The organism is Schaalia sp. Marseille-Q2122, assembly GCF_903645355.1.
Lineage (GTDB): Bacteria > Actinomycetota > Actinomycetes > Actinomycetales > Actinomycetaceae > Pauljensenia.
Map to the genome: position 1 here is coordinate 152,191 of NZ_CAHJXR010000006.1, position 21,418 is coordinate 173,608.

14 protein-coding genes and 2 tRNA genes are annotated in these 21,418 nt (G+C 60.9%); 11 read left to right on the forward strand and 5 right to left on the reverse strand.

Features of this window, described 5'->3' with window-relative positions; translation table 11 throughout:
• Positions 1 to 41 precede the first annotated feature (41 nt).
• The 4 genes from HWX48_RS11265 to HWX48_RS08245 all read right to left on the reverse strand — a co-directional run bounded on the left by HWX48_RS11265 (position 42) and on the right by HWX48_RS08245 (position 9,018).
• Positions 42 to 3,236, reverse strand: coding sequence for a multicopper oxidase domain-containing protein (locus HWX48_RS11265; RefSeq protein WP_254873029.1), 3,195 nt, complete (start codon positions 3,234 to 3,236; stop codon positions 42 to 44).
• A complete protein-coding gene (locus HWX48_RS08235) occupies positions 3,233 to 4,444 on the reverse strand; it encodes a hypothetical protein (RefSeq protein ID WP_217701613.1) in 1,212 nt (403 codons plus the stop codon). The genes HWX48_RS11265 and HWX48_RS08235 overlap by 4 nt, the downstream gene beginning before the upstream one ends.
• Before the next feature lie 221 nt (positions 4,445 to 4,665).
• A complete protein-coding gene (gene pgm, locus HWX48_RS08240; RefSeq protein WP_175956470.1) occupies positions 4,666 to 6,333 on the reverse strand; it encodes a phosphoglucomutase (alpha-D-glucose-1,6-bisphosphate-dependent) in 1,668 nt (555 codons plus the stop codon).
• Between the two features lie 168 nt (positions 6,334 to 6,501).
• On the reverse strand, positions 6,502 to 9,018 hold the full coding sequence (locus HWX48_RS08245; RefSeq protein WP_175956472.1) for an ExeM/NucH family extracellular endonuclease: 2,517 nt from the start codon (positions 9,016 to 9,018) through the stop codon (positions 6,502 to 6,504).
• A gap of 286 nt (positions 9,019 to 9,304) precedes the next feature.
• Between HWX48_RS08245 and HWX48_RS08250 the strand changes: the two genes are divergently transcribed.
• The 10 genes from HWX48_RS08250 to HWX48_RS08295 all read left to right on the forward strand — a co-directional run bounded on the left by HWX48_RS08250 (position 9,305) and on the right by HWX48_RS08295 (position 19,056).
• A tRNA-Ser gene (locus HWX48_RS08250) sits at positions 9,305 to 9,394 on the forward strand.
• 83 nt (positions 9,395 to 9,477) lie between these two features.
• Positions 9,478 to 9,567: transfer RNA gene (locus HWX48_RS08255), tRNA-Ser, on the forward strand.
• A gap of 682 nt (positions 9,568 to 10,249) precedes the next feature.
• Positions 10,250 to 10,915, forward strand: a complete 666-nt coding sequence (locus tag HWX48_RS08260) for a DUF6318 family protein (RefSeq protein ID WP_254873044.1) — start codon at positions 10,250 to 10,252, stop codon at positions 10,913 to 10,915.
• The gene (locus HWX48_RS08265) at positions 10,912 to 11,709 is read left to right on the forward strand and encodes a hypothetical protein (RefSeq protein WP_175956476.1); all 798 of its coding nucleotides are present in this window, start codon (positions 10,912 to 10,914) and stop codon (positions 11,707 to 11,709) included. Before HWX48_RS08260 ends, HWX48_RS08265 begins: the two co-directional genes overlap by 4 nt.
• Before the next feature lie 656 nt (positions 11,710 to 12,365).
• Positions 12,366 to 13,292, forward strand: coding sequence for a ribokinase (rbsK, locus tag HWX48_RS08270; RefSeq protein ID WP_175956478.1), 927 nt, complete (start codon positions 12,366 to 12,368; stop codon positions 13,290 to 13,292).
• Between the two features lie 372 nt (positions 13,293 to 13,664).
• A complete protein-coding gene (locus HWX48_RS08275; protein WP_175956480.1) occupies positions 13,665 to 14,726 on the forward strand; it encodes an autoinducer 2 ABC transporter substrate-binding protein in 1,062 nt (353 codons plus the stop codon).
• Between the two features lie 115 nt (positions 14,727 to 14,841).
• Positions 14,842 to 16,413, forward strand: a complete 1,572-nt coding sequence (locus HWX48_RS08280) for a sugar ABC transporter ATP-binding protein (RefSeq protein WP_175956482.1) — start codon at positions 14,842 to 14,844, stop codon at positions 16,411 to 16,413.
• 1 nt (position 16,414) lies between these two features.
• Entirely contained in the window at positions 16,415 to 17,425 is a 1,011-nt protein-coding gene (locus HWX48_RS08285) for an ABC transporter permease (RefSeq protein WP_175956484.1), read from the forward strand.
• Between the two features lie 15 nt (positions 17,426 to 17,440).
• Positions 17,441 to 18,484: an ABC transporter permease gene (locus tag HWX48_RS08290; RefSeq protein WP_175956486.1), complete on the forward strand. Its 1,044-nt coding sequence runs from the start codon at positions 17,441 to 17,443 to the stop codon at positions 18,482 to 18,484.
• Complete coding sequence (locus HWX48_RS08295) at positions 18,481 to 19,056, forward strand: RpiB/LacA/LacB family sugar-phosphate isomerase (protein WP_254873030.1); 576 nt, start codon at positions 18,481 to 18,483, stop codon at positions 19,054 to 19,056. Before HWX48_RS08290 ends, HWX48_RS08295 begins: the two co-directional genes overlap by 4 nt.
• A gap of 239 nt (positions 19,057 to 19,295) precedes the next feature.
• Here HWX48_RS08295 and HWX48_RS08300 read toward each other — a convergent pair whose 3' ends face one another.
• A complete protein-coding gene (locus HWX48_RS08300; protein WP_175956488.1) occupies positions 19,296 to 20,591 on the reverse strand; it encodes a DUF6287 domain-containing protein in 1,296 nt (431 codons plus the stop codon).
• Between the two features lie 300 nt (positions 20,592 to 20,891).
• Here HWX48_RS08300 and HWX48_RS08305 point away from each other — a divergent pair, with 300 nt between their 5' ends.
• Complete coding sequence (locus HWX48_RS08305; protein WP_175956490.1) at positions 20,892 to 21,389, forward strand: hypothetical protein; 498 nt, start codon at positions 20,892 to 20,894, stop codon at positions 21,387 to 21,389.
• Positions 21,390 to 21,418: the final 29 nt, after the last annotated feature.

Here is a 21,418-nt window from a genome sequence, read left to right on the forward strand (position 1 = left end):
TAGGCGTAAATTGGCGGAATCGGTCACCTTCGGCTGCGCTTTTACTCGCTCACCTTCAACACCCCGTGGGCGCCCTTTTCTGCCACGCTCATCACGTGGTTAACGAAGGTGTAGGTCCCCGGCTCCGTCGGCGTGAACTCAACGAAACCGCCCTCAGCCGCAACGAGTGGTAACACCTGCGACCCTCCGCCGCCCGCGCCTCGTCCTCGAATAAGGTAGTCTCCCTCGGCCCACACGGTGTCGAATTGCGTGCCGACGATATGGAAAGCGGTGGTGATATTCGGGCCGGCATTCAGCACCCAGATGCGCACGGTCTCCCCCACCTTGGCCTCTAGGGGGTGGGCCGTGTACTGGAAGGGGCGGCCATTGAAGGTCGCCAGGTCCGGGGCGAGCGCAGCGAGTTTTTCTGCGTTGGCGACGCCGCCCTCGCCGCCGAGATAAAGTTCGCTGGCGACGAGGGCATATTCGCGGTCCACGGGATCCAGGTCGGTGGGGTCGATAATGACCGCACCGTGCATGCCGGTAGCAATGTGAAGCGACATGGGGGCGGTGGAGCAGTGGTACATCCAGATGCCCGCCCGCTTAGCTTCAAAGACGTACTCAAGGCTTTCGCCCGGCTCGATCGTGCGCATCACCTGGTCGGGGGCGATATCCCCAGCGTGGAAGTCAATGGAGTGACCCATCGTGCCGTCATTAATGAGGGTGATGTGGAAAGTATCGCCCACCTTGCCACGTAGGAGAGGGCCGGGGGTGATGCCGTTGAAGCTCCACACGGCGCGCTCAACACCGGGGGCGAGCAGCTCCATGTGTTCGGAAGCGCGCAAGGTAATGTGGTGGGTTTTCGCGGCGGGCGCGGGCGCGAGAGCAGCCGGGTAGGGGGTGATGGTTTTGTTGTACTCAAGGAGTTCGTGCATGGTGGGCACGCCCGCTGACGAGGCCACCGCCCCGTGCGCATGCCCGTGTGCGTGAGTGTCAGCCGATGGCGGAGTTTGTGAAGAGGAGCCAGTAGCCGCTGCCCCCGTGACGATCACATCGAAGGTCATGCCTGCCGCCCGGTGGCCGGGGAGAGAACACCATCCTTGGAGGTCCGCGCCCAGAGGGTCAAGGGTGAGTTCAACGCTTGCCCCTGGGGAAATCTGGCCGGTGGTCGCTCCATTGGCAAAAACAAGATCGTGGCGCTGGTCGCCCTCGTTGCGCACCGTGATGTGCAGGGCATTCCCGGCTGGCACCTCGACCTGGGCGGGGACGAAAGCCATACCCTGGATCGAGACTTCCACGTGGGTGGTTTCGCCTGTGGGAGTCACGGCTTGCGAGGCCGCCCCGGCGCCAGCGCCTGCCTGCGCGTGGCCCCCTGGTGTTGTGCCGGAAGCGGTGGGGGCGGAGGGAACAGGGCCGGTGAGGATAATAGCCAGGACCACCGCAACCACGCTGACCAGGGCCATCACGAGGGCGCTGGCGCGGGAAAGCTGAGTGTCGGGGGCGGTGTCAGCGCTCATCGGGGTCTCCTGGGTCGGCGGCGGGGCGGAAAGAGGAAGAGAAGAGGGTGAGAGGGACGAGGATGAGGGCGGCGGTACGGATGATCGTGTCGACGAGGGCTTCGTTGTCGACGGCGTCGTCGTCGTTGATGTCGGGGCTGGTGGCGCTGGGCTTACCGGCACTGAGATTTCTGGTGCTGGGGTTTCTGGCGCTGGGGTTGGTGACGTCGCAGCCTTCTGTGACCTCAGGGGACGCCCAGTCTCAAACGACCGCGCCTCTCGTCGTTGAAGAATAAGTGCTCGGCCAAGATTTGCCAGGTCAATGGCTACCGACATCACTACAACGATCCACAAGGCCGTGGTGACGCGCGCCTGAACAAGAGGATCCACAACCCACACGGAAGCTACCGGGCCGAAGGAACCGGCGGCGAGAACCTCGTCAATCGCCTGAACGGCAAGCACAATCAACGCCAAGTGACGCACAGCGAGGCGCAGCGTAGCGTGAGAATTCACCGCGCGCACACCGATCTTCAACGCACGCGGTCCGCCACCCGTCGCCACGGGAGTGAGGTAGCTCAGCGCTGCGAGCATCAACTGGACGAGGCCGCCGGCGCCAATGAGTGGCAGCCACGTCAAACTCTGCGCGCGCATCGCCATCAGATCCTGCGCCTGCAATGCCACCAGCGCAAAGGCCGCCACCCCTGCGACCAGCCACAGGAGAGCCAAGGCCGCCCCTAAAGCCGGATACTCCCGAAGCGTCGGCGCCGAGGGTGCCGAAGGTCGGGCAGCTGAGCGTGACGGTAGCGACGCAGATCCAGATGCAGATCCCGCCGCAGAACCCGACGCGGCCCCCGGACGTAGGCTCCGCCACACGCCGACGCCCACACCAGCGGCCCCAGCCACAGCAATGACAGCGGCCCCCACACCCACGACGCGGGCAGCCACACGCCCATCAGGAATAAGCGCACCCGCGACACACACCAGCGTCCCCACACTCCACACAGGCAGAGCCTGCATCGCCAACTCCACCGCCTGAGGCGCCATCCGCGTGCGCAGCATCGTCGGCCACAAGGTCACCAACGTCCCCGCGATCGTCAACCCAACCCAGCCAAAAACGGCAGCACTCATATGCGCGATCGTCAGCGCGTCGCGAGCCTCGACAAACCACGCGGGCAGCTCCACAACGAACATCGTCGTCGCCACCAAAGCCGCGAAAAACGCCGCCAACACGAAGAACGCCGCCGCCGCAATGTAATAGCGGATCACCACCGCAAACCGGCTTGCCAGCAGGGTGCGGGCAGCGAAAGCCAGGGCCACGCCATGCCAGGCAATCATCAGCGCATAGGTCAGCGTCCCACCCAAAATGAGCGCCATCGAACCCGACCACATGCCCGCCACCAGCGCAATGAACGCCGCATTGACGGCCAGCAGGCGGATCACCGTATCCCTTGACGGCCCCCGATGCTCAGGAGTCAAACGCAGCAGAGCCTTGGCAAAGAACCACGTCCAATGCAGGATCGCGTTCGTCAAGACTCCCAAGGTGATGACATGAACCATCGTCCACAGGGGCTGGGGCATGTACTGGCGGAACACCAGGGTCATGACGGCAGCAACCACAGACACCGCGATCCACACAGGGCTCACCACGTCGCGGCGCGCACGCGGGCGAGCCAAACCCGCGCCGGGCAGCGGAGCGGGTGAATCCGAGGAACTCCCGTGGGACCCCTGAGGCGGGGGGCCAAGACTGATGGGGATGCTCATGTGCCTGCCTCCCCCGCGCCAGCCGCTTCATACTGGCGCCACTGGCGGGTACGACGCCGCGCCTGACGAATCGTCAATGTCGCCGTCACCACGACAAACACAAGGAAAGCCACGACCCCCAAAGCCGCCCCGAAACGCCACAGTGCTTCCACACTGCGACCGCCACCCGTGACGCGCGCAAGAAGGGCAACCTGGATCAACGCCCACGCCACCCACATCAAACGGTGGTAGGGGACCTCACGGCGAATGACAGCAGGGATAATCACCGGCGCGTGAGCAACAATCATCGACAGGGTGAAACCAATCGTCAGCGCATGAACAGCAATGTCATAGGCGTAACCCGAGGTCGCGCCCGTAAAGACCCACAGGCCAGCAGACAGCAGCGCCCACAGGTAGCCGCCAAGCATGCAGGTCGCCGCAAAACCGGGGATACCTGCAGAACCCACCAAGCGACGAGCCACATCATGCCAAGCAACATCAACCACCAGCGCCGCTAGGGCCACGCCCACAAGCACCATCCCCACCGTGGGGGCAAGGAGTGACAGCGCCAGGGCAGCAACGAGGGCAGCGGATTCCAGAAGAACCCGGAACTCCACTCCTGCTCCCGCGAAGGTAATGCGGGCCAGTTCAAGACGTTCAGACACGATCGTGAGCACCAGAAACATCAGCCACCAGGGGACGATCGCCGAGACCTCATAGCCACGCATCCACAAGGCAATACCGGAGGCCCCGACAAAAGCGCTCAGAATCTGGATGAGGGCGCTCATTGAGGGCTGACGGCGCAGCGCAATGTACAGGTAGATCGCTAGCAGGACCAGCATGGATGCCAGCCACAGTGAGCCGGGAATAATGCGGGTGGTGAGGCCAGCGCCTGTGAGGGACGAGGTGAGGGTTGCGGCCAGGCCAGGGGATACAGCCAAGGCAATGGCACTGAGCCCCCCAAGACCTGCCAGCAGGGGCGCAACATAGGGCCACACACGGCGTTGATCCGCCTGAAGAGACACCGCACGCTCAAGCCCAATCGCTGTGCCAAGGAAGCCATAGATCATGAGGGCGCCGTGGATGCTACCAAGATCAGGATTGGGGACAGGGGCCAGAGCGCCTGCACGTACTAATGCGGCATTCAGCCCGGCCATCACGCTCATAAAGGCAAGGACCAAAAAGAGCAGACGCGGGAAGGGAAGGGGCTCAGGCCGCAGAATTTTCACAAGTCCAAAGATAGACACTTCGCGCAGGTCCCACCACCTTTATGACAGAACAGTCCGCGCGGCGTACGCGGGAACACACTGGCCCCCGCCGAGGGAACACACTGGCCCCCGCCGAGGGAAAGCACCAGCCCCCGCCGCTTTTCAGCGGCGGGGGCTGGTGCACAGCGCACGGTTCCCGCAAGAACCGTCAGTCAGCGCAGAGTTCGCGCAGGAACCGACACTCAGCTCAGCGCGTCAGCCACAAGTTTCTTCGCAGCCTCTTGCACCTCAGCCAGATGTTCAGGGCCTTGGAAGGATTCGGCATAGATCTTGTAGACATCCTCCGTGCCTGAGGGGCGAGCAGCAAACCATGCTGTTTCAGTGGTGACCTTCAGGCCGCCAATGGCCGCATCATTGCCCGGAGCGCGCACAAGCTTCGCGGTAATGGGATCGCCAGCAAGCTCGGTTGCCGTCACGTCCTCAGGGGACAGGGCCGCCAGCTTCGCCTTTTCCTCACGGTTGGCGGCAGCATCAATACGGGCGTAGACCGACGCCCCGAAACGCTCCACCTGCTCCTGGTGCAGCTGGGAGGGGGTCTTGCCCGTCACCGCAGTGATCTCCGCAGCCAGGAGGGCCAGGATAATGCCGTCCTTATCGGTAGACCACACGCTGCCATCCTTACGCAGGAAGGATGCGCCAGCGGATTCCTCGCCGCCAAAACCGACAGTGCCCGACAGCAGACCCGGCACAAAATACTTAAAGCCCACGGGAACCTCTACCAGCTCGCGGCCCATGGACTCCACCACGCGGTCAATCAATGCCGACGACACCAGGGTCTTGCCCACAGCAGCGGTGGCCGGCCAATTCGGGCGGTGAGTGAAGAGGTACTCGATGGCCACAGCCAGGTAGTGGTTGGGGTTCATCAGACCATCAGCGGTGACAATACCGTGACGATCAGAGTCAGCATCATTACCGGTGGCAATGTCGTAAGGCGTGTTGCCGTCCTCGTCGGGGGTCATAATCTGACGCAGGGAGGCCATCGCGTAGGGCGAGGAGCAGTCCATGCGGATCTTGCCATCCCAGTCGAGGGTCATAAAGGGCCATGCGGGATCGACAGTGGGGTTCACGACCGTCAGATCCAGGTCGTAACGTTCGGCAATTGCCGCCCAGTAGTCAACGGCAGCGCCACCCAGAGGATCAGCGCCGATACGCACTCCGGCCTCGCGAATCGCATCAATGTCAATGACATCGGCAAGCTGATCAACGTAGTTCGACAGGAAGTCGTAGTTCTCCACACAGGGGTGAGAGAGTAGGTCGGCGCCAATCGTGCGAGGCACCTCGCGCCAGCCCGATTCGAGGATTTCATTAGCACGAGCAGCAATCCAACTGGTGGCGTCCGAATCAGCGGGGCCACCATGAGGCGGGTTGTACTTGAAACCACCGTCACGGGGAGGGTTGTGAGAGGGGGTGACGACAATACCGTCAGCCAAGCCTGGGCCCTCGGTGCGTAGATTATGGGGAGCGCCATTCGCGCACAGGATCGCCACCGATACGGCGGGGGGGGGGGTGTAGGCGCGGGCAGCGACCTTCACCTGCACGCCGGCGGCGGTGAGGACTTCAATAGCGGAACGCCATGCCGGTTCAGAGAGGGCATGGGTGTCACGGCCGATAAACAGGGGGCCGTCAATGCCTTGGGAGGCGCGGTATTCGACGATGGCTTTCGTGGTGGCCACAATGTGGGCCTCATTGAATGCCGAGTCCAAGGATGAGCCGCGGTGACCGGAAGTGCCAAAGACGACGCGCTGGTCGGGATTGGTCGGGTCAGGCTCACGTTCGTAATAGGCGTTGACGACGGCGTTGACGTCAATGAGGTCTTCGGGCAGGGCGCGGGTTCCAGCTCTTTCATGCATAGGTTAAGTGTGGCACGCCCACCCCGTGTTCTGCATCTCACTGAACGCTCAGAGTGACCGGCAGCGTTCCGCTTACTTTCCTCCTATAGCTGCAGCCCCTGCACTCCTGCGCCACATGGGCGAGGAAAGCAGGGGCTGCAGTGAGCGTAAGCGTCAGAACGTGGCGCTTCAGGCGCGTCGACGCAGGACGAGGCTCACACCCGCCGCAGCAGTCAGAGCAGCCGCAGCGAGGGCAATGCTCACACCGGTGGCACCGGTTGCTGCGAGTTTGCCATTGCTACCCTTCTTCCCTGGCTTGCCTGAGGCCTTCGCCCCTGCGTCAGACTTCTTGCCTGCGTCAGTACCGGGCGTGACAGAAGGATTCTTATCCTTCTGGGACTGGTCCGGCTGAGGCTGAGGCTGGGGTTGCGGCTGAGGCTGGGGTTGCGGCTGAGGTTGGGGTTGCGGTTGCGGCTGAACCTGCTTGTCCTTCACAACATTCAATCCCACAATCTCAGGGTTGTGATCGGAGGAACGGTAGGGGTTGTCGGCCTCGAATGTCAGATGCGCGTTCGTATTCGCACGCGAGTATTCGAGCGCCACCGCCTCTTGCGCATTCAACGCCCACGAGGCCACGCCCGCCACCAGCTTGTCAGCGGCAGCATTAGCCAGAACGTGATCCAAGGAGCCCACACGACCACCGTAGACGTAGGAGGCTGAGGTCTCACCCGACTTGTGCACCCATCCGGCCTCGGTCAGGACACGGATGGGATCTTCCTTGGAGTAGGAGTTGAAATCGCCCACCAGCAGGGTCGGCTTGCTGGCAAATTGTTCAGCGAAGGCAGCAAGGGCCTTGGCCTGTTCGACACGCAGGGGATTGTTGTTTCCCTGGCCGTCACCGGCGTCCTTATTGTTCATGCCGGGAACATTGGACACACTGCCCTTGGACTTGAAGTGGTTGACGATCACCACGAAGTTCGTGCCCTCTTGTGCGTCGGTGACGACAGGAGCAAACTCCTGGGCTAGAGGTTGGCGGGCAAGATTGGTGAAGATATCGTGATCGAGAATCTTCGACTCGCCCACCGGGCTGACGGCAGCCTTCTTGTAAATGAACGCCACGCGGATGAAGTCTTCATGAGCGGGGACAGTAGCGGGGCTCAGAACCGGCGCCCACACCTCGGCACCTGCGGCCTCGTTGAGAGCGGCAACCAGGGCTTTCAGAGCGCCGTCGCGGTCGGCACCCAGCTTGGCACCGTTTTCGATTTCTTCAAGGGCGACAACATCAGCCTTGAGAGCGCTAATGGCCTGAACAATCTTGGTCTGCTGGTTTTTAAAAGCAGCCTTCGAGTACGCGCCGCGAACCGTGCATTCCTTCGCGGTCAGGCCGTTGCCTTCGCGGTCCTCGTGCGCCTTGCATCCCTTCTCATCCTCGCCCAAGTGAATGAAGTAGTTGAGCACATTGAAGGTCGCCACCTTCACAGCACCCTCAACGACGGGTACTGCGGGACGCTCACCACTGATGGTGACGGGCGAACGGTCGGGATGGCCGGCAACCATCTGAGTTGGCTGGAAAGCGAAACCGTTATCGCGCGAATCCAACAGAACGGGCTTTGTGAACTGAACGTGGTAGCCGACGCGGGCGGGAACCTCGTTCGACAGGTAGGCGTAGGCAGCCTCTTGGGCCTTCTTGCTCTGCAGGTAGGTCGTCGTGCCGTCATCGAGGACGATCGTCTTTGCGGCGTTTTCGGCCTCGTACTGGCGGGCCTCATCGCCGGGGGCAACGACGTCGGTGGCCTGCTTGAGCGGCTCCGTGCCGGGGGGGAGGGTCAGCGTGCCCTCTTGATGAACCTTGTAGTTATCGGTGATGGTCCATGTGCCCTGGGGTGCGACAAGCATGCCCTCAAGAGCTTCCTTCTGGGCCTCTGTGGGCACTCCCGTCAGCGGAGTGGGCGTGACGGGGTCGCAGGCAGACTCGACGGTGACCTTCGGAGAAATAAGCTGAGTGAGGCTCTGGTGGGTAGGAAGAACCTTCTGCGGCTTCCCGTTCTTCTTGGGGAGCCTGACGTACTCGGCAACCTTACCTTTCACCGTCACGCACTGGCCGACCTGGGGGATTTCCATCTTCTTCTTGCCAACGTAAACGAAGATGGCGTCCGAGGCCGCGCGGGCAGGGTCCCATGCGCCTCCGGTTCCCGGGGTCTGGATGTAGAAGCCCTCAATGGTGGGGGTCAGCCCGCCTTCGCCAGCGGGGAATGCGGCTGTCACAACACCGGTCGTGGTGACGCTCGTATTGATCAGCGCTGAATCGTCAGCTTCACCTGGCGTCTGGATAGCTGGAATCGGCGTGATTGCGGCAGCATTCACAGGAAGCGGGGCAACGTCGGTGGCATCCTCGGAAGATGAGTCACCGGATGCAGGGGCCGAGTTGGCGTTTTCCCCTGCCGTAGCTGTTTCTGTTTGCGGGGTTTCAGTAGAGCCCTCCCCGCTTGCAGGGGCAGTATCGGACTCTTTAGTGCCCTCTTGCCCGTCGTTTCCTGATTGTGCGGGAGCGGAAGAAGCGGGTACTGATGCAGTATCAGCATCATCAGGTGCGTCAGTGGCCCACGCTGGCACAGAAGACAGGCTGAGCGCGAGGACTGCGCCACAGGCTGCATAACCGCGTACTGTTCGACTCAATGGGGGGAAGGGACTGCCGGGGCGTCGCATGTGACCTCCGTTGGACATGATTGACCGTGTTTGCAGAGAAAAAGACCGTGCCCGAAGGCGTCGGCCACTGGTCACACCACTTGAACATTTTGACCACATGGATCAAAAGCAGTGCTCACAGGGTACAAAATACCCTGCGAACAGTGTGGATACACACTAATATTCGGCGCTTCGCCGGATTCGCGCCACATCATGGCGCACACATCCCCTCACAGGTTGTGACCTTCAACCAGATTTTGCCCTGTGGGAAACGATCGCACGCCAGTAAGGTACACTTAATCCCGCTGGAGGGCTGACCGAGCGGCCGAAGGTGGTGGTCTTGAAAACCACTGTGTCAGCAATGGCACCGGGGGTTCGAATCCCTCGCCCTCCGCCAAGCGACTATTTTGCGACTGAATGCATGAGGCAATCCCACGGATTTCCTCTTCATGCGCCCAGCCCGCTAAAGTGGTCGTCACTGGAGCTGTCGCATAGTGGCCTAGTGCGCCTCCCTGCTAAGGAGGTTGGGGTGTTCGCCCCTCGCGGGTTCAAATCCCGCCAGCTCCGCCATGTGAAACCGCGCGATCCCACACTCGGGACCGCGCGGTTTTGCTATGCCAGACCTGCACCCAGTCGTAGCCCTATTCCGCATGACACCCTGGCTTGCCCCACATACAGGCACCGCCCACAGCGCCACCGCTCAATACACCCAGCATTCCCACCCCATCCCCACTCGCAGCCCAATCCCCTTACGGCACTAGAGTGCCTGTGGTTGCACTGGGTGGCGCCTTTCTGCTTCGGGCGCCGCCTGCACCAGTTACTCCTGGTTGCACTGCACGCTCTTGGTTGTACTGCACACTCTTGGTCGCTCCGCACACTCTTGGTTGCAGCGCGCCTCGCCTGCACCAGTTACTCCTGGTTGCACTGGTTGCGCCTGGTCGATCGTGTTGCGCCGGGCCCGGCGCTACCAGTGCAACCCAGCGCCAGCAGTGCAACAAGACAACACCAGTGACACCCCTAGCCTTCGCACGCAGCAGACACACGCCCGCCACCTCATCCACCCGACGAGGTCCAGACCCGCAGCCCCACATACAGGCACCGCCCACAGCTCCACCGCGCTCTCGCCCCACAGCCACCGCCCGCTGAAAGAACCATGAGAAACACCTGGGATACACATGGACAATGGCGCGAGTTATCCACAGTTTTCCCAATCGCCACCACAACCACCAGGCAAGGCTGTAGCGTGACACACATGAACTGGTTGAACTCATCAAAGAAAACTCTCACACTCGCCACAGCCCTCCTAACCGCCTCCCTCTCCTTGAGTTCTTGCACCCCCGAACCCGAAGTCATGAGCATGTCCGAGGCCTACCCAGGATGGGACTTCAGCCAATCAACTCCCACCCGCAAAACCGACACCGCCATGTCAGCAGGCTTCGAGGTGGGTGCCGACGGCAAACTCATCAATCCTGACGCAGATAAGACCTACGAGGCCCCCACCCCATCCGACCTTGCTCAAGCCCCCGACAAGAACGGCGCCAAAGCCTTCGCCCAATACTTCATCCACGTCGTCGAATACACCTGGCAAACCGGCAACACCGAACTCCTTCGCAGCATTTCCGGCCCCGAATGCGCCTGGTGCGCTCACATTGCCGACGCATCCGATCGGCGAAGCGAAGCGGGCGGCTGGGGAAGTGGGGTGAGCGTTGCTATCACTCACACAGCCGAAGCCGTACCTACACCAGAAGAGCCCGGCCATTGGGATGTTGTCATGGAACTTAATCAAAACCCGAGCATCTCCTACAACGGAACTTCAATAGAAGAGATCCCTCATCAACGGACCCGCTTCGCAGTCCGAGTAGGTCACGATGGCACTAACTGGAAGGTGTATGCAGCTTTAGGAAGGCCACAGGAATGATCATCACTTCAGCGTCTTGTCTTATTGCGCTGAGTTTCAGCACTTCGCTTCCTTTAACAACTGACCTCACTAACCCCCCACCCGAGACTAACGACTTCACTTTTCAAGCCGATGTCGCAGCCCCCGACACCCTCGCCACACTCTTAGAGGATGTGATTACTCCTGCGCCTGTTGAGCCTCCTGTGCCTGGACAGTTATGGCAGGGGTGGGGTGTTGATCCTCAGGCCACGCCCGCCCAATCCTGCGATGGCTTCTTCGCCAACATCCCTCGCACCCCCCTTGCCTGCTACCCCGAGACCCCACCAGCTGAAGAAACCATCAACACCCTCCCCGCAGGAGAACTCGCCTACCGGGCCCTCGCCCTGACAAAAATCGAAGGCGCAGGCCTGAAAGTCCAACCCCACATCCGCGCCTACGTCGGCGTCCCCACCCTCGTCCACGCCACCCACCCCACACGCGAAACAACCGTGGAACTCCTCAGCCACCCCATCCACATCACCTTCACCGCCTCCTCCTACACCTACACCTTCAACGACGGCTCAGCCCCACTGGTGACCACCGACCCATCAGGCCCCTTCCCCATCAGCCGCCTACGCCACATCTACCACCAGCCCTTCCCCACCCAAACCATCACCCTAGAAACCATCTGGAGCGCCCACATCACCCACCCCACCACCGGGCAGATCATCACCCTCAACAACGCCCTCACCACCCGCGAAACCTCCCAACCTTTCGAAGTCCGCAAAGCCAAGGGCTACCTGACCGACACCGCCGAAGAACTCAAAGGCAGATAACACCCCCAACCACTCTCCCCAGCAGGACACCCAGCCACACCACCAGGCAGGCGCCCAAGCACAGCACAATCCCCTCACAGCACTAGGCGCCTGTGGTTGCACGGGGTGGCGCCTGTCTACTTCGGGCGCAACCTGCACCATTTACTCCCAGTTGCTTCGGGCGCCACCTGCACCAGTTACTCCCAGTCGCTTCGGGCGCAACCTGCACCAGTTACTCCCAGTTGCTTCGGGCGCCGCCTGCACCAGTTACTCCTGGTTGCACTGACTGCGCCTGGTCGATCGCGTTGCGCCGGGCCCGGCGCTACCAGTGCAACCCGGCGCTACCAGTGCAACAAGAAAGCCCCGGCGCAAACAGAGAACATCGGTTGAAGCAGAGGACACGAGTACGAGTACCGCACCTCCGAAAATAGCGAGCGATTCCCCGTCAACACGCACCTGCCCACCACCCCTCATTCGGCCACAATTCCTGCCGCCCAACCTCGCACTCAACCAAGGGACTGCCCACACACAACACTTCTCGCAGCCCTCCTCTTCCCCGGTCCGCAGGCCCAACGTAAAGCGCGCACCCCCTTCCCTGTAGTACTGTCCTTGTCACACCATGACGCGCACACCGGAGTGCGCGGAGCATGAATCGAAACGCTACAAGGAGACCGACCGTGGACATCGCAGTCATCGGCTCAAACAACATTGACCTCATCACCTACATCACCCGCATGCCCGAAGAAGGCGAAACCATTGAGGCCCCCGACTTCCGCCTCGGCTTTGGTGGAAAAGGATCCAACCAGGCGGTTGCCGCCGCCCGCCTGGGCTCCTCAATCCTCATGGTGACCTGCGTAGGAGATGACCTCTTTGCCAACTCCACCATGCAGAACTATCGCGATAACGGCATTGACACCCGCTACGTCAAGCAGGTGCCCGGCGCCTCCGGCGTGGCTCCTATCTTTGTTGATCCCGAGGCTCGCAATTCTGTGATTATCGTCAAGGGCGCAAACAACGCCCTCACCCCCGACGATCTTGAAGCCGCCGCAGAGGATATTGCCCGCTGCGAACTGATTGTTCTGCAATTAGAGATTCACCTCGACACTGTTCGCGCAGCTATTGCCCTGGGCAATCGACTGAACGTGCCCGTACTGCTGAATCCCGCCCCCGCAACGAAAGAACTCGAAGTGGAGTGGGTGGCCCGCTGTGAATACTTCATGCCCAATGAAACCGAGCTTGCTCTGCTCACCGACATGCCGGTAAGCAACCTTGATGAGATTCGCGAGGCCGCCCGCACCCTGCTGGCTTCAGGATGTGGCAATGTCATCGTCACCATGGGTGAGCGCGGCGTGCTGTGGCTGGGTTCGCATGGCGAGGAGTTGCACGTGCCGCAGTTGAGTGTGGATGCTGTGGACACTGTGGGCGCGGGAGATGCCTTTATTGGCTGCTTTGCTCATTGCGTGACCGATGGGCGCAGCATTGAGGAGTCGTTGCGGACGGCGAATGCGTATGCGGCTCATTCGGTGACGGGCCATGGGACGCAGACCTCGTATGCGACGGCTGCGGAGTTTGAAAAGTGGCGGGCTGAACGCGAGAAATCCTGACCTGTTGGACACTATTTTCGACGGAAATCCATTCCTTCGGCCGCCAATATATTAAGTTTTCACTTAACACGTGGCGGCAAAATCATCTCGGAATGATAACGATTGCAGGCGGGTTTCCAACGAAAAAATAGGCACATCGGCGAGATTTCAGGGAATACTCACCCCTTTCCCCTATGCAAAATTTGCACGCTTTAATTTTTGTGTAGGTTATCCGACACTTTTGAGGATTGAAGCCGGTATTCTCATGCCAAGCCTCCACGCACCGCAGCGCGTAGGCACCCCGCCTCCACAGGCGCAGAGCCTCTCGCTCTCACACCCGGCCACAGACGGCCAGGATTTTCTGTCAATGTCGATAGATCACAGGAAAAGAACATGAAGCTCACTAAGTTCTCACGCAACGCCCTCGTCGCAGCCGCAGCCCTGGGCCTGACCCTCACCGCCTGCACCACCGGCGGCACCACCGACACCCCCAGCTCCGACGCGGGAGGCGCAGCACCCGCAGCCAGCGGCGGCGACCACTCCATCGTCATCGTCCCCAAGGACGCCACCAACCCCTGGTTCGTCCGCATGGAAGTCGGCGTCAAGAAGTTCGCCGAAGAAACCGGCGTCAACGCCTACCAGAAGGGCCCCGCCGAAACCGACGCCACCCAGCAGGCCCAGGTCATCCAAGACCTCATCTCCCAGGGCGTCTCCGCCATCGGCGTCGTCCCCGTTGACCCCGGTGTCCTCGAACCCGTCCTCAAGGAAGCCATGGACGCAGGCATCGTCGTCGTCACCCACGAGGGCGCCTCGCAAGAAAACACCATGTACGACATCGAGGCCTTCAACAACTCCGCCTACGGCGCCTTCATCATGGACAACCTCGCCAAGGCCATGGGCGAGGAAGGCGTCTACACCACCATGGTCGGCCACGTCACCAACGCCTCCCACAACGAATGGGCAGACGGCGGCGTCGAACACGCCAAGAAGACCTACCCCAAGATGACCCTCCTAGAAGCCAACCCCCGCGTTGAATCCAACGACGACGGCGAAAGCGCCTACCAGGCCGCAAAGGAACTGCTCAAGACCTACCCCGAACTCAAGGGCATCATGGGCACCTCCTCCTTCGACGCACCCGGCGTCGCACGCGCCATCGAAGAACTCGGCCTGACCGGCAAGGTCTTCACCGCAGGCACCGGCATGCCCGCAGCCAACGCTGAAATCCTCAAGAAGGACCTCGTCTCGGCCCTCACCCTGTGGGATCCCGCCGACGCAGGCTACGCCATGGCCTCCCTCGCCAATAAGATCCTCAACGGCGAAGAGATCAAGGACGGCATCAACCTGGGCGTCCCCGGCTACGAGAACATGAAGTTCGCCGAAGGCTCCACCAAGGTCCTCGAAGGCAATGGCTGGATCACCATTAACAAGGACAACGTTGACAGCTTCGGCTTCTGACCCCCTCTGAGCTTCTGGGCCGGGTGAGCGCGCCTCACCCGGCCCACAACTCACCCCTCACGATCCGGCCCGCAATGACGCGGGCACCACGGTTACTGTTGGAAAGAGCGGCCCCATGACCGAACAGCACCCCACCGAACAACAGGTCACCAGCACTGACACCTCCCCCACGCAGGCACCAGCGCCATTGATCTCGGTATCCCACATCAGCAAGTCTTTCAAAGGCGTCCACGCCCTTAAAGACATCAACCTTGACATTGCCCCCGGCGAAATCCACTGCCTCGCCGGCGAAAACGGCTCCGGCAAATCCACCCTCATTAAAGTCATCTCCGGCGTGCACGCCCCCGACTCGGGCACCATCACCATCGCCGGACGCAGCTTCGAAAAAATGACCCCCCTGGAAGCCATTGACGCCGGCGTGCAAGTCATCTACCAGGACTTCTCCGTCTTCCCCAACCTCACGGTCATGGAAAACCTCGCCCTCAATAGCGAGGTCGCCGCCGGACGGAAAATCGCCAACTGGAAACGCTTCCGCGACATCGCCACAAGAGCCCTAGCCACCATCGGTATCGGCATCGACCTCGACACCCGCGTTGGCGACCTCTCCGTTGCCGACAAGCAACTCGTCGCCATCTGCCGCGCCCTCGTCAGTGACGCCAAACTGCTCATCATGGACGAGCCCACCACAGCCCTGACCAAACGCGAAGTGTCAGCCCTGTTCAAGATCGTCCTCGAACTGCAATCTCGCGGCATGGCCATCCTCTTCGTCTCCCACAAACTTGAAGAGGTCTTCGAAATCGCCGACCGCTTCACCATCATCCGAAGCGGCGAACACATCATCACCTGCGATAAGCACGAGCTCGACCGCCGATCCTTCGCCCGCTACATGACAGGCCGCGACTTCGAGGACACGCGCTTCATCCCCGGCGAACTCAGCCCCGCACCCGTCCTCTCAGCACGAAACATCAGCCTCGAGGGCGCATTCAGCGACGTCTCCTTTGATCTGCACGGCGGAGAGATCCTCGGTATCACGGGCCTGCTGGGTTCGGGCCGCACAGAGTTGGCCATGGCCCTCTTTGGCGCCTACAGCATCGACTCGGGCACGCTGACCCTGAAGGGCGAGGACGTCCGCTTCCGCAACGTTGGTGACGCCATGAAAGCCGGCGTTGCCTACGTTCCCGAAGACCGCCTCACCGAAGGCCTCTTCCTTGAGCGCTCTATCGGCTCCAATATCACCGTGTCCATCATGGATGACTTCGCGGGCGCCATGGGCGTCCTCGATCGCGACGGCCTACGGGCAGAACAACACCGCTGGGTGGCCGACATTGGCGTAGCCACTAAGGACCCCGCCAACGCGGTCAACACCCTCTCGGGCGGCAACCAACAGAAAGTCGTCCTCGCCAAATGGTTGGCGCAAAAGCCTGACGTCCTCATCCTCAACGGCCCGACCGTGGGCGTGGACATCGGCTCCAAACACACAATCCACAGCATCATCCGCGAGCTGGCCGCCCAAGGCATGGCCGTCATCATCATCTCTGACGACCTTGCCGAGGTCCTCGACAACTGCAACCGCCTCCTCATCATGAAGGCCGGGCGCCTATCTGGCGAGGCCAACCCCGCCACCACCTCCGAGAAGGAACTTTCCGACATGATCTCCGCCGACGCCGACCTTGAAGGAGTGAAGTGACATGAATAAGCTCCGCTCACGCCTACTGCGCTCCAACGAGTTCTACGTCGCCCTCGTGATCCTGGCCGTCGCCCTCGTCATTCAGGCACGTTCGGGCCAGTTCTTCACCAGCAACAACCTCGTCGATATTGCCAATGCGATGGTGGTGCCCGGCCTTTTCGCCATCGGCACCCACCTGGTGCTCGTCTCAGGCGGCATTGACGTCTCCTTCCCGGCGTTGGCCTCCCTCGCCGTCTACGCCACCACCCGTTTCCTTGTCGATCAAGGTTTCGAAGGGCCCGTCATCATTCCCTTCCTCATGGCCATGGCCCTAGGCGCGGTGCTGGGCGCTTTCAACGGCCTGTTCACCTCGCGTCTGACTGTGCCGACACTGATCATCACCCTCGGTACAGCCTCGGTCTTTAACGGAATCATGCAGGGAGCGCTCGCCTCCGTGCAGATCCCGAACATTCCCCCCTCAATGAAAGCCTTCGGCGCATCCAACCTCTTCGTCGCCACGAACCCAACCTCGGGGTTGACCTCGCCAATGCCCACCAGTTTCCTGCTACTCGTCGCAGTACTGGCGGTGGCCTTCTTCATCACCCGCTACACCATGTTCGGACGCGGCATCTTCGCTATTGGCGGTGACCGCGCGGCGGCAGAACGCGCAGGCTTTAACGTCCAGCGCACACTGTTCCTGCTCTACGTCCTCGTCGGCGTGATCGCCGCCCTCGCAGGCATCGTGCGCACCAGCGCCATGGGCCAGATGCACCCCACGAACCTGCTGGGCATGGAAATGATGGTCATCGCGGCCGTCGTCCTGGGCGGCACCGCCATCACCGGCGGCACCGGGTCGCTCACGGGCGCGATGCTGGGCACCATGCTCATCGTCATCGTCCAAAACTCCATGATCCTCATGGGGATTTCCACCTTCTGGCAGCGTTTCGCCCTGGGTCTGCTGGTCATCATCGGCACCGGCGTGTCCGCTGTTCAGATCTCCCGCTCGCGCGGCCGACAACTGAAGTCCGCATAAGGAAGGGGTACTCACATGACTGCTGCACCCGCACCCTCTCGCCTGGGAGTACGCGACCGCCTAGCCCGCGACCCCTACCTGACCCGCATGATTATCGTGCTGGTAGCCCTGCTGGCCTTCTTCGCCATCGTCAAACCCAGCCAATTCTTCGGCCTGCGCACCTGGACGGGCATGGCCGTGCAATTCCCCGAGTTTGGCATTATGGCCCTTGGCGTCATGATCACCATGTTCACCGCCGGCATTGACCTGTCCATGGTGTCGGTGGCGAACCTGACGGGCATTATCACCGCCTACATGCTCAAGGCCGCCCTACCTGCGGAAGCCACCGGCACGAACTACGTGCTTTCTGTCCTTTTGGCCGTGCTCATGGCGGTGATCGTTGGCGGCGCCTGCGGCGCCTTCAATGGTTTCCTCATCTCGCGCGTGAAGATCCCGCCCATCCTGGCTACCCTGGGCACCCTTGAACTTTTTGGCGGCATCGCCATCGTGATTTCCGAGGGTAAGGGCGTGCCCGGCTTCAAGCCCTTCAGTGACGTGATCACCGGCAAGCTCTTGGGCGTCATCCCCATCCAGTTGGTCGTGTTCCTGGTGTGCGTGGCCGTGATTGGCTCGCTGCTGACTTTCACCGGGTTTGGCACGAAGATCCTCATGCTCGGCACGAATGAAACCGCAGCGCGCTTTTCCGGCATGAAGGTGACGTCACTGCTGATGCGCACCTACATCCTGTCGGGAATGCTGGCCGGTATTGCGGGCGTCATTATGCTCGCCACCTATAACTCCGCTAAGGCCGGTAACGCCGAACCCTACACCCTGCTGACCATCTTGATCGTGGTGCTTGGCGGCGTGAACCCCAACGGCGGTAAGGGGCGCATTACCGGCGTCATTCTGGCTATTTTGACGCTGCAGATCCTGGCGTCGGGCCTGAATATGTTCCCCGACATCTCCAACTTCTACCGCCCGCTGATCTGGGGCGGCGTGCTGTTGGCCATCATCACCATGGATGAATTCAAGGGCGGGGCAGTGCTGTCACGCCTCCTGACTCGAAAGGCTGAATCATGATGCAGGCAAAGAAGACTGCTGCTGATAAGCATGTTGTTGTGGGAGCCGACTTCGCCGGGTTCCCCCTGAAGGAAGCCGTCAAAGCCCACCTTGAAGAACGAGGCTGGACTGTCACCGACATGACGCCAGTTCTGGAAGAATGTCCGATGTACCACCGAGTAGGTTTCCTGGTCGGCGCACAGATTGCCGAAGGCGAATTTGACCGCGCGCTCGCATTCTGCGGCACCGGCATGGGTATTCACATTGCGGCCTCGAAGGTGCCGCATGTGCATGCCGCTGTGGCTGAGTCGCTGCCTTCTGCTCGCCGCGCTGCTGCGGCTAATGGCGCAAACCTGCTGGCTATGGGCGCATTCTTCACCGCCCCACCCCTGGCGATGGCCATGGCCGACGCTTTCTTGGAGTCTTCCTTGGGTTCGGGCTATGAGGATTGGGATGGCTTCTACGAGTATCACCTGATTGGCTTCGAGGACTGCGAAAACTTCGACTATGAGGCCTATAAAGCCAATGGCTTCGAGGTGCCTAACGCCCGGTATTGGGACCTGGGGCCAGCGCCGAAGGGCTTGGCGTTCTAGGGGTTGGCGTTTTAGGGGTTGCGCGGGCCGTGGGCGGGCGATGAGCCTTATCGCTCATATTGCCCAGGCGACATACCAGTTACGTGACAGTTGTTGCTTTTTGTGACGGATGCAGCCGCCACAAAAAGCAACAACTGCTACGCCATGCAACAAGTGTCACGTAATCGTCGGAAGCCTCGTGTCGAATGCAGCCGCGCTAGCCTTCTTCTTTCAGACAGAATGGCAACACAAGACCCCTCTTAGAAGGTCAAGAACTCGCGCTTATTCATGAAAGCACCATGCCCAGTCTCGACATTCCAGCAGGTTAGACCTGTTTCTTCTGAGGCGCAGGCGAAGGGCCCATAGGTGTAGATATGGCCGTAGGCCATCTCGGTGGTCACATCGTTGTCGCCTTCGAACATGTACTCTCCGGGCGCAGTACCGAGCTGCTTGTAGACGGGCACTTCGCTATCGAATGCAACATGGGGGATTCCACCATCGGGCCCACCATTACTCTCTGGAGTAAAGCGGCCCTCCTCGGCCCAAGACTTCACGTAGCAGCGCAGGTACCCGTAGCCGTTCGGGTGCTGGCGCCCTGAGATTCCGCAGCGAATATTGCCTGACGGTGTACGCACCAGGGCTCCCACCCCAGTGACACCTGCGGATGGTAGTTCGATCGCACCCTCTGGCGCGACTCCTCCTGCGCAGGCGTAGGCACCATGCACAGGCGCAGCGCAGCTCGCCGCCTGACCTGAAGCGAACTGGTCTCTCCATTGCGCAAGCTCGTCAGCCACATCAGCAGAGTTTTTGCCTGTGGGAACACGGTAGAAGATAAAGGGAGTAAGGTCCTTGGGAAGATCGCGGCCACTCGCGTACCCAGCACCAACTGCAAGAATGCGTTCTCGGGACACGTCAGAGACGGCGGTCTGCTTCCAGTATTCGACTTCGCTTCCCTCAGGGAAGAAGAGTGCACCATTTTCGAAGGGGAAGCCGTTTTGCTCATCCACCCACTGCAGCTGTACGACGTCCCCCGGGTGAGTGGTGACAATGGCGGGGGCGAAGCTGTGATGAGGCTTCCCACCGGGGATTTCCAGCCCAACCACTTGGAAGTTCGGTGCGCCCTCGTGAAGAAAGGTAAAGGAGTCTTCCTCGACAGTCATGACGTGTCCAACAGTGTTGACCCATTGGCCGGCCACCGAACGGTAGTTTCCTTGCGCGATTTCGGTGGGGTTCATCTGCGGAACTGCGATTGACGAGGCCGAGGCCGCTGTGTCCGCATCGGAGGAGCGGCTCTGTGCAGCGTCGGGTTGAGACTGGGCAAGGTTCGCAACAGAGTGTGGAGCGTCCCCTCCGGAGATGGCCATGATCCGCCCCAACCCATAGCCCGCCCCGGCAAGCGCACCGACGGTGACAATGCTTCCAAGGAGGATGATGAGAACGCGCACCGGCAGACTCTGTGAAGCAAAGGTGGCGAAGATACCGGGAGATTGCGCACCGCTTCCGGAGGATACGGGGAGCGTGTTTTGCGAGTCATTCGGGGCAGGATCGGTGAACATAGGGCTTCTCCGCTCTATTCTTGCCATTGATCGTTACGGATTCATCGAATCCTATAACGCCGCTGGACGAGTCACAATGAGGCGTCCGCCCCCGGGGAAGAGCAACAAGGTACGAGTGGCAAGTCCATGGATGAGGTCATGAGTACGAGGAGCTTGTGTGGCGACCGTACATACGGGGTGAGCCTTGCGGTGTTGAAACAGCACGAAAAGAGCCAAAAAGGTGACGAAGTGCCGACACGCGTGGCAGTCAAACCGGAGTTATTGAAATGGGCAGTTGAGCGAGGGGGAGGCTGGGATGCAGTGAGTACAACTCGGGTGAACACCCTCGACCTGTGGATTGAAGGCACCCGCAACCCCACCCTCAGAAAACTTGAAGATTCTGCGCGAGCAACTCACGCGCCGTTCGCCGCCCTCTTCCTTGATACACCTCCCGTGGAAGAGACTCCGATTCCCGACTTCCGAACCTTGCCATCTCTTACCTCCCAGAATCCTTCTGCAAATCTCCTTGACACTATTTACCTGGCCCAACGGCGGCAAGAGTCGTATCGCGCCTACGCCTACGAGAATGAGTCTGAGCCCGTCGCCGCGGTGGGATCAGCCACGATCAATCAGCCCATTGATTCCGTCGCCGCTTTTGTCAGGCTAAGCCTTGATTTCGCGGTGGATAACAGAAGGCACTTTTCCAATCCCGTAGCGGTCCGCAAGCACCTTGTTGAGAAGCTTGAGGACCAGGGCATCCTTGTCATGATTAGCGGGATCGTCGGCGCAATCTCTATAACACTGAAACCCTTCGTGTAGGACAATCCTTCGCCACCGCACTTATCAGC

What these genes read in the sequence shown, in the direction of transcription:
- HWX48_RS08275 (WP_175956480.1), top strand. Translation starts at nt 13,665, where the DNA reads ATGAAGCTCACTAAGTTCTCACGCAACGCCCTCGTCGCAGCCGCAGCC.
- HWX48_RS08300 (WP_175956488.1), bottom strand. Translation starts at nt 20,591, where the DNA reads ATGTTCACCGATCCTGCCCCGAATGACTCGCAAAACACGCTCCCCGTA.
- HWX48_RS08285 (WP_175956484.1), top strand. Translation starts at nt 16,415, where the DNA reads ATGAATAAGCTCCGCTCACGCCTACTGCGCTCCAACGAGTTCTACGTC.
- HWX48_RS08295 (WP_254873030.1), top strand. Translation starts at nt 18,481, where the DNA reads ATGATGCAGGCAAAGAAGACTGCTGCTGATAAGCATGTTGTTGTGGGA.
- HWX48_RS08290 (WP_175956486.1), top strand. Translation starts at nt 17,441, where the DNA reads ATGACTGCTGCACCCGCACCCTCTCGCCTGGGAGTACGCGACCGCCTA.
- pgm (WP_175956470.1), bottom strand. Translation starts at nt 6,333, where the DNA reads ATGCATGAAAGAGCTGGAACCCGCGCCCTGCCCGAAGACCTCATTGAC.
- HWX48_RS08265 (WP_175956476.1), top strand. Translation starts at nt 10,912, where the DNA reads ATGATCATCACTTCAGCGTCTTGTCTTATTGCGCTGAGTTTCAGCACT.
- HWX48_RS08280 (WP_175956482.1), top strand. Translation starts at nt 14,842, where the DNA reads ATGACCGAACAGCACCCCACCGAACAACAGGTCACCAGCACTGACACC.
- HWX48_RS11265 (WP_254873029.1), bottom strand. Translation starts at nt 3,236, where the DNA reads ATGAGCATCCCCATCAGTCTTGGCCCCCCGCCTCAGGGGTCCCACGGG.
- HWX48_RS08260 (WP_254873044.1), top strand. Translation starts at nt 10,250, where the DNA reads ATGAACTGGTTGAACTCATCAAAGAAAACTCTCACACTCGCCACAGCC.
- HWX48_RS08245 (WP_175956472.1), bottom strand. Translation starts at nt 9,018, where the DNA reads ATGCGACGCCCCGGCAGTCCCTTCCCCCCATTGAGTCGAACAGTACGC.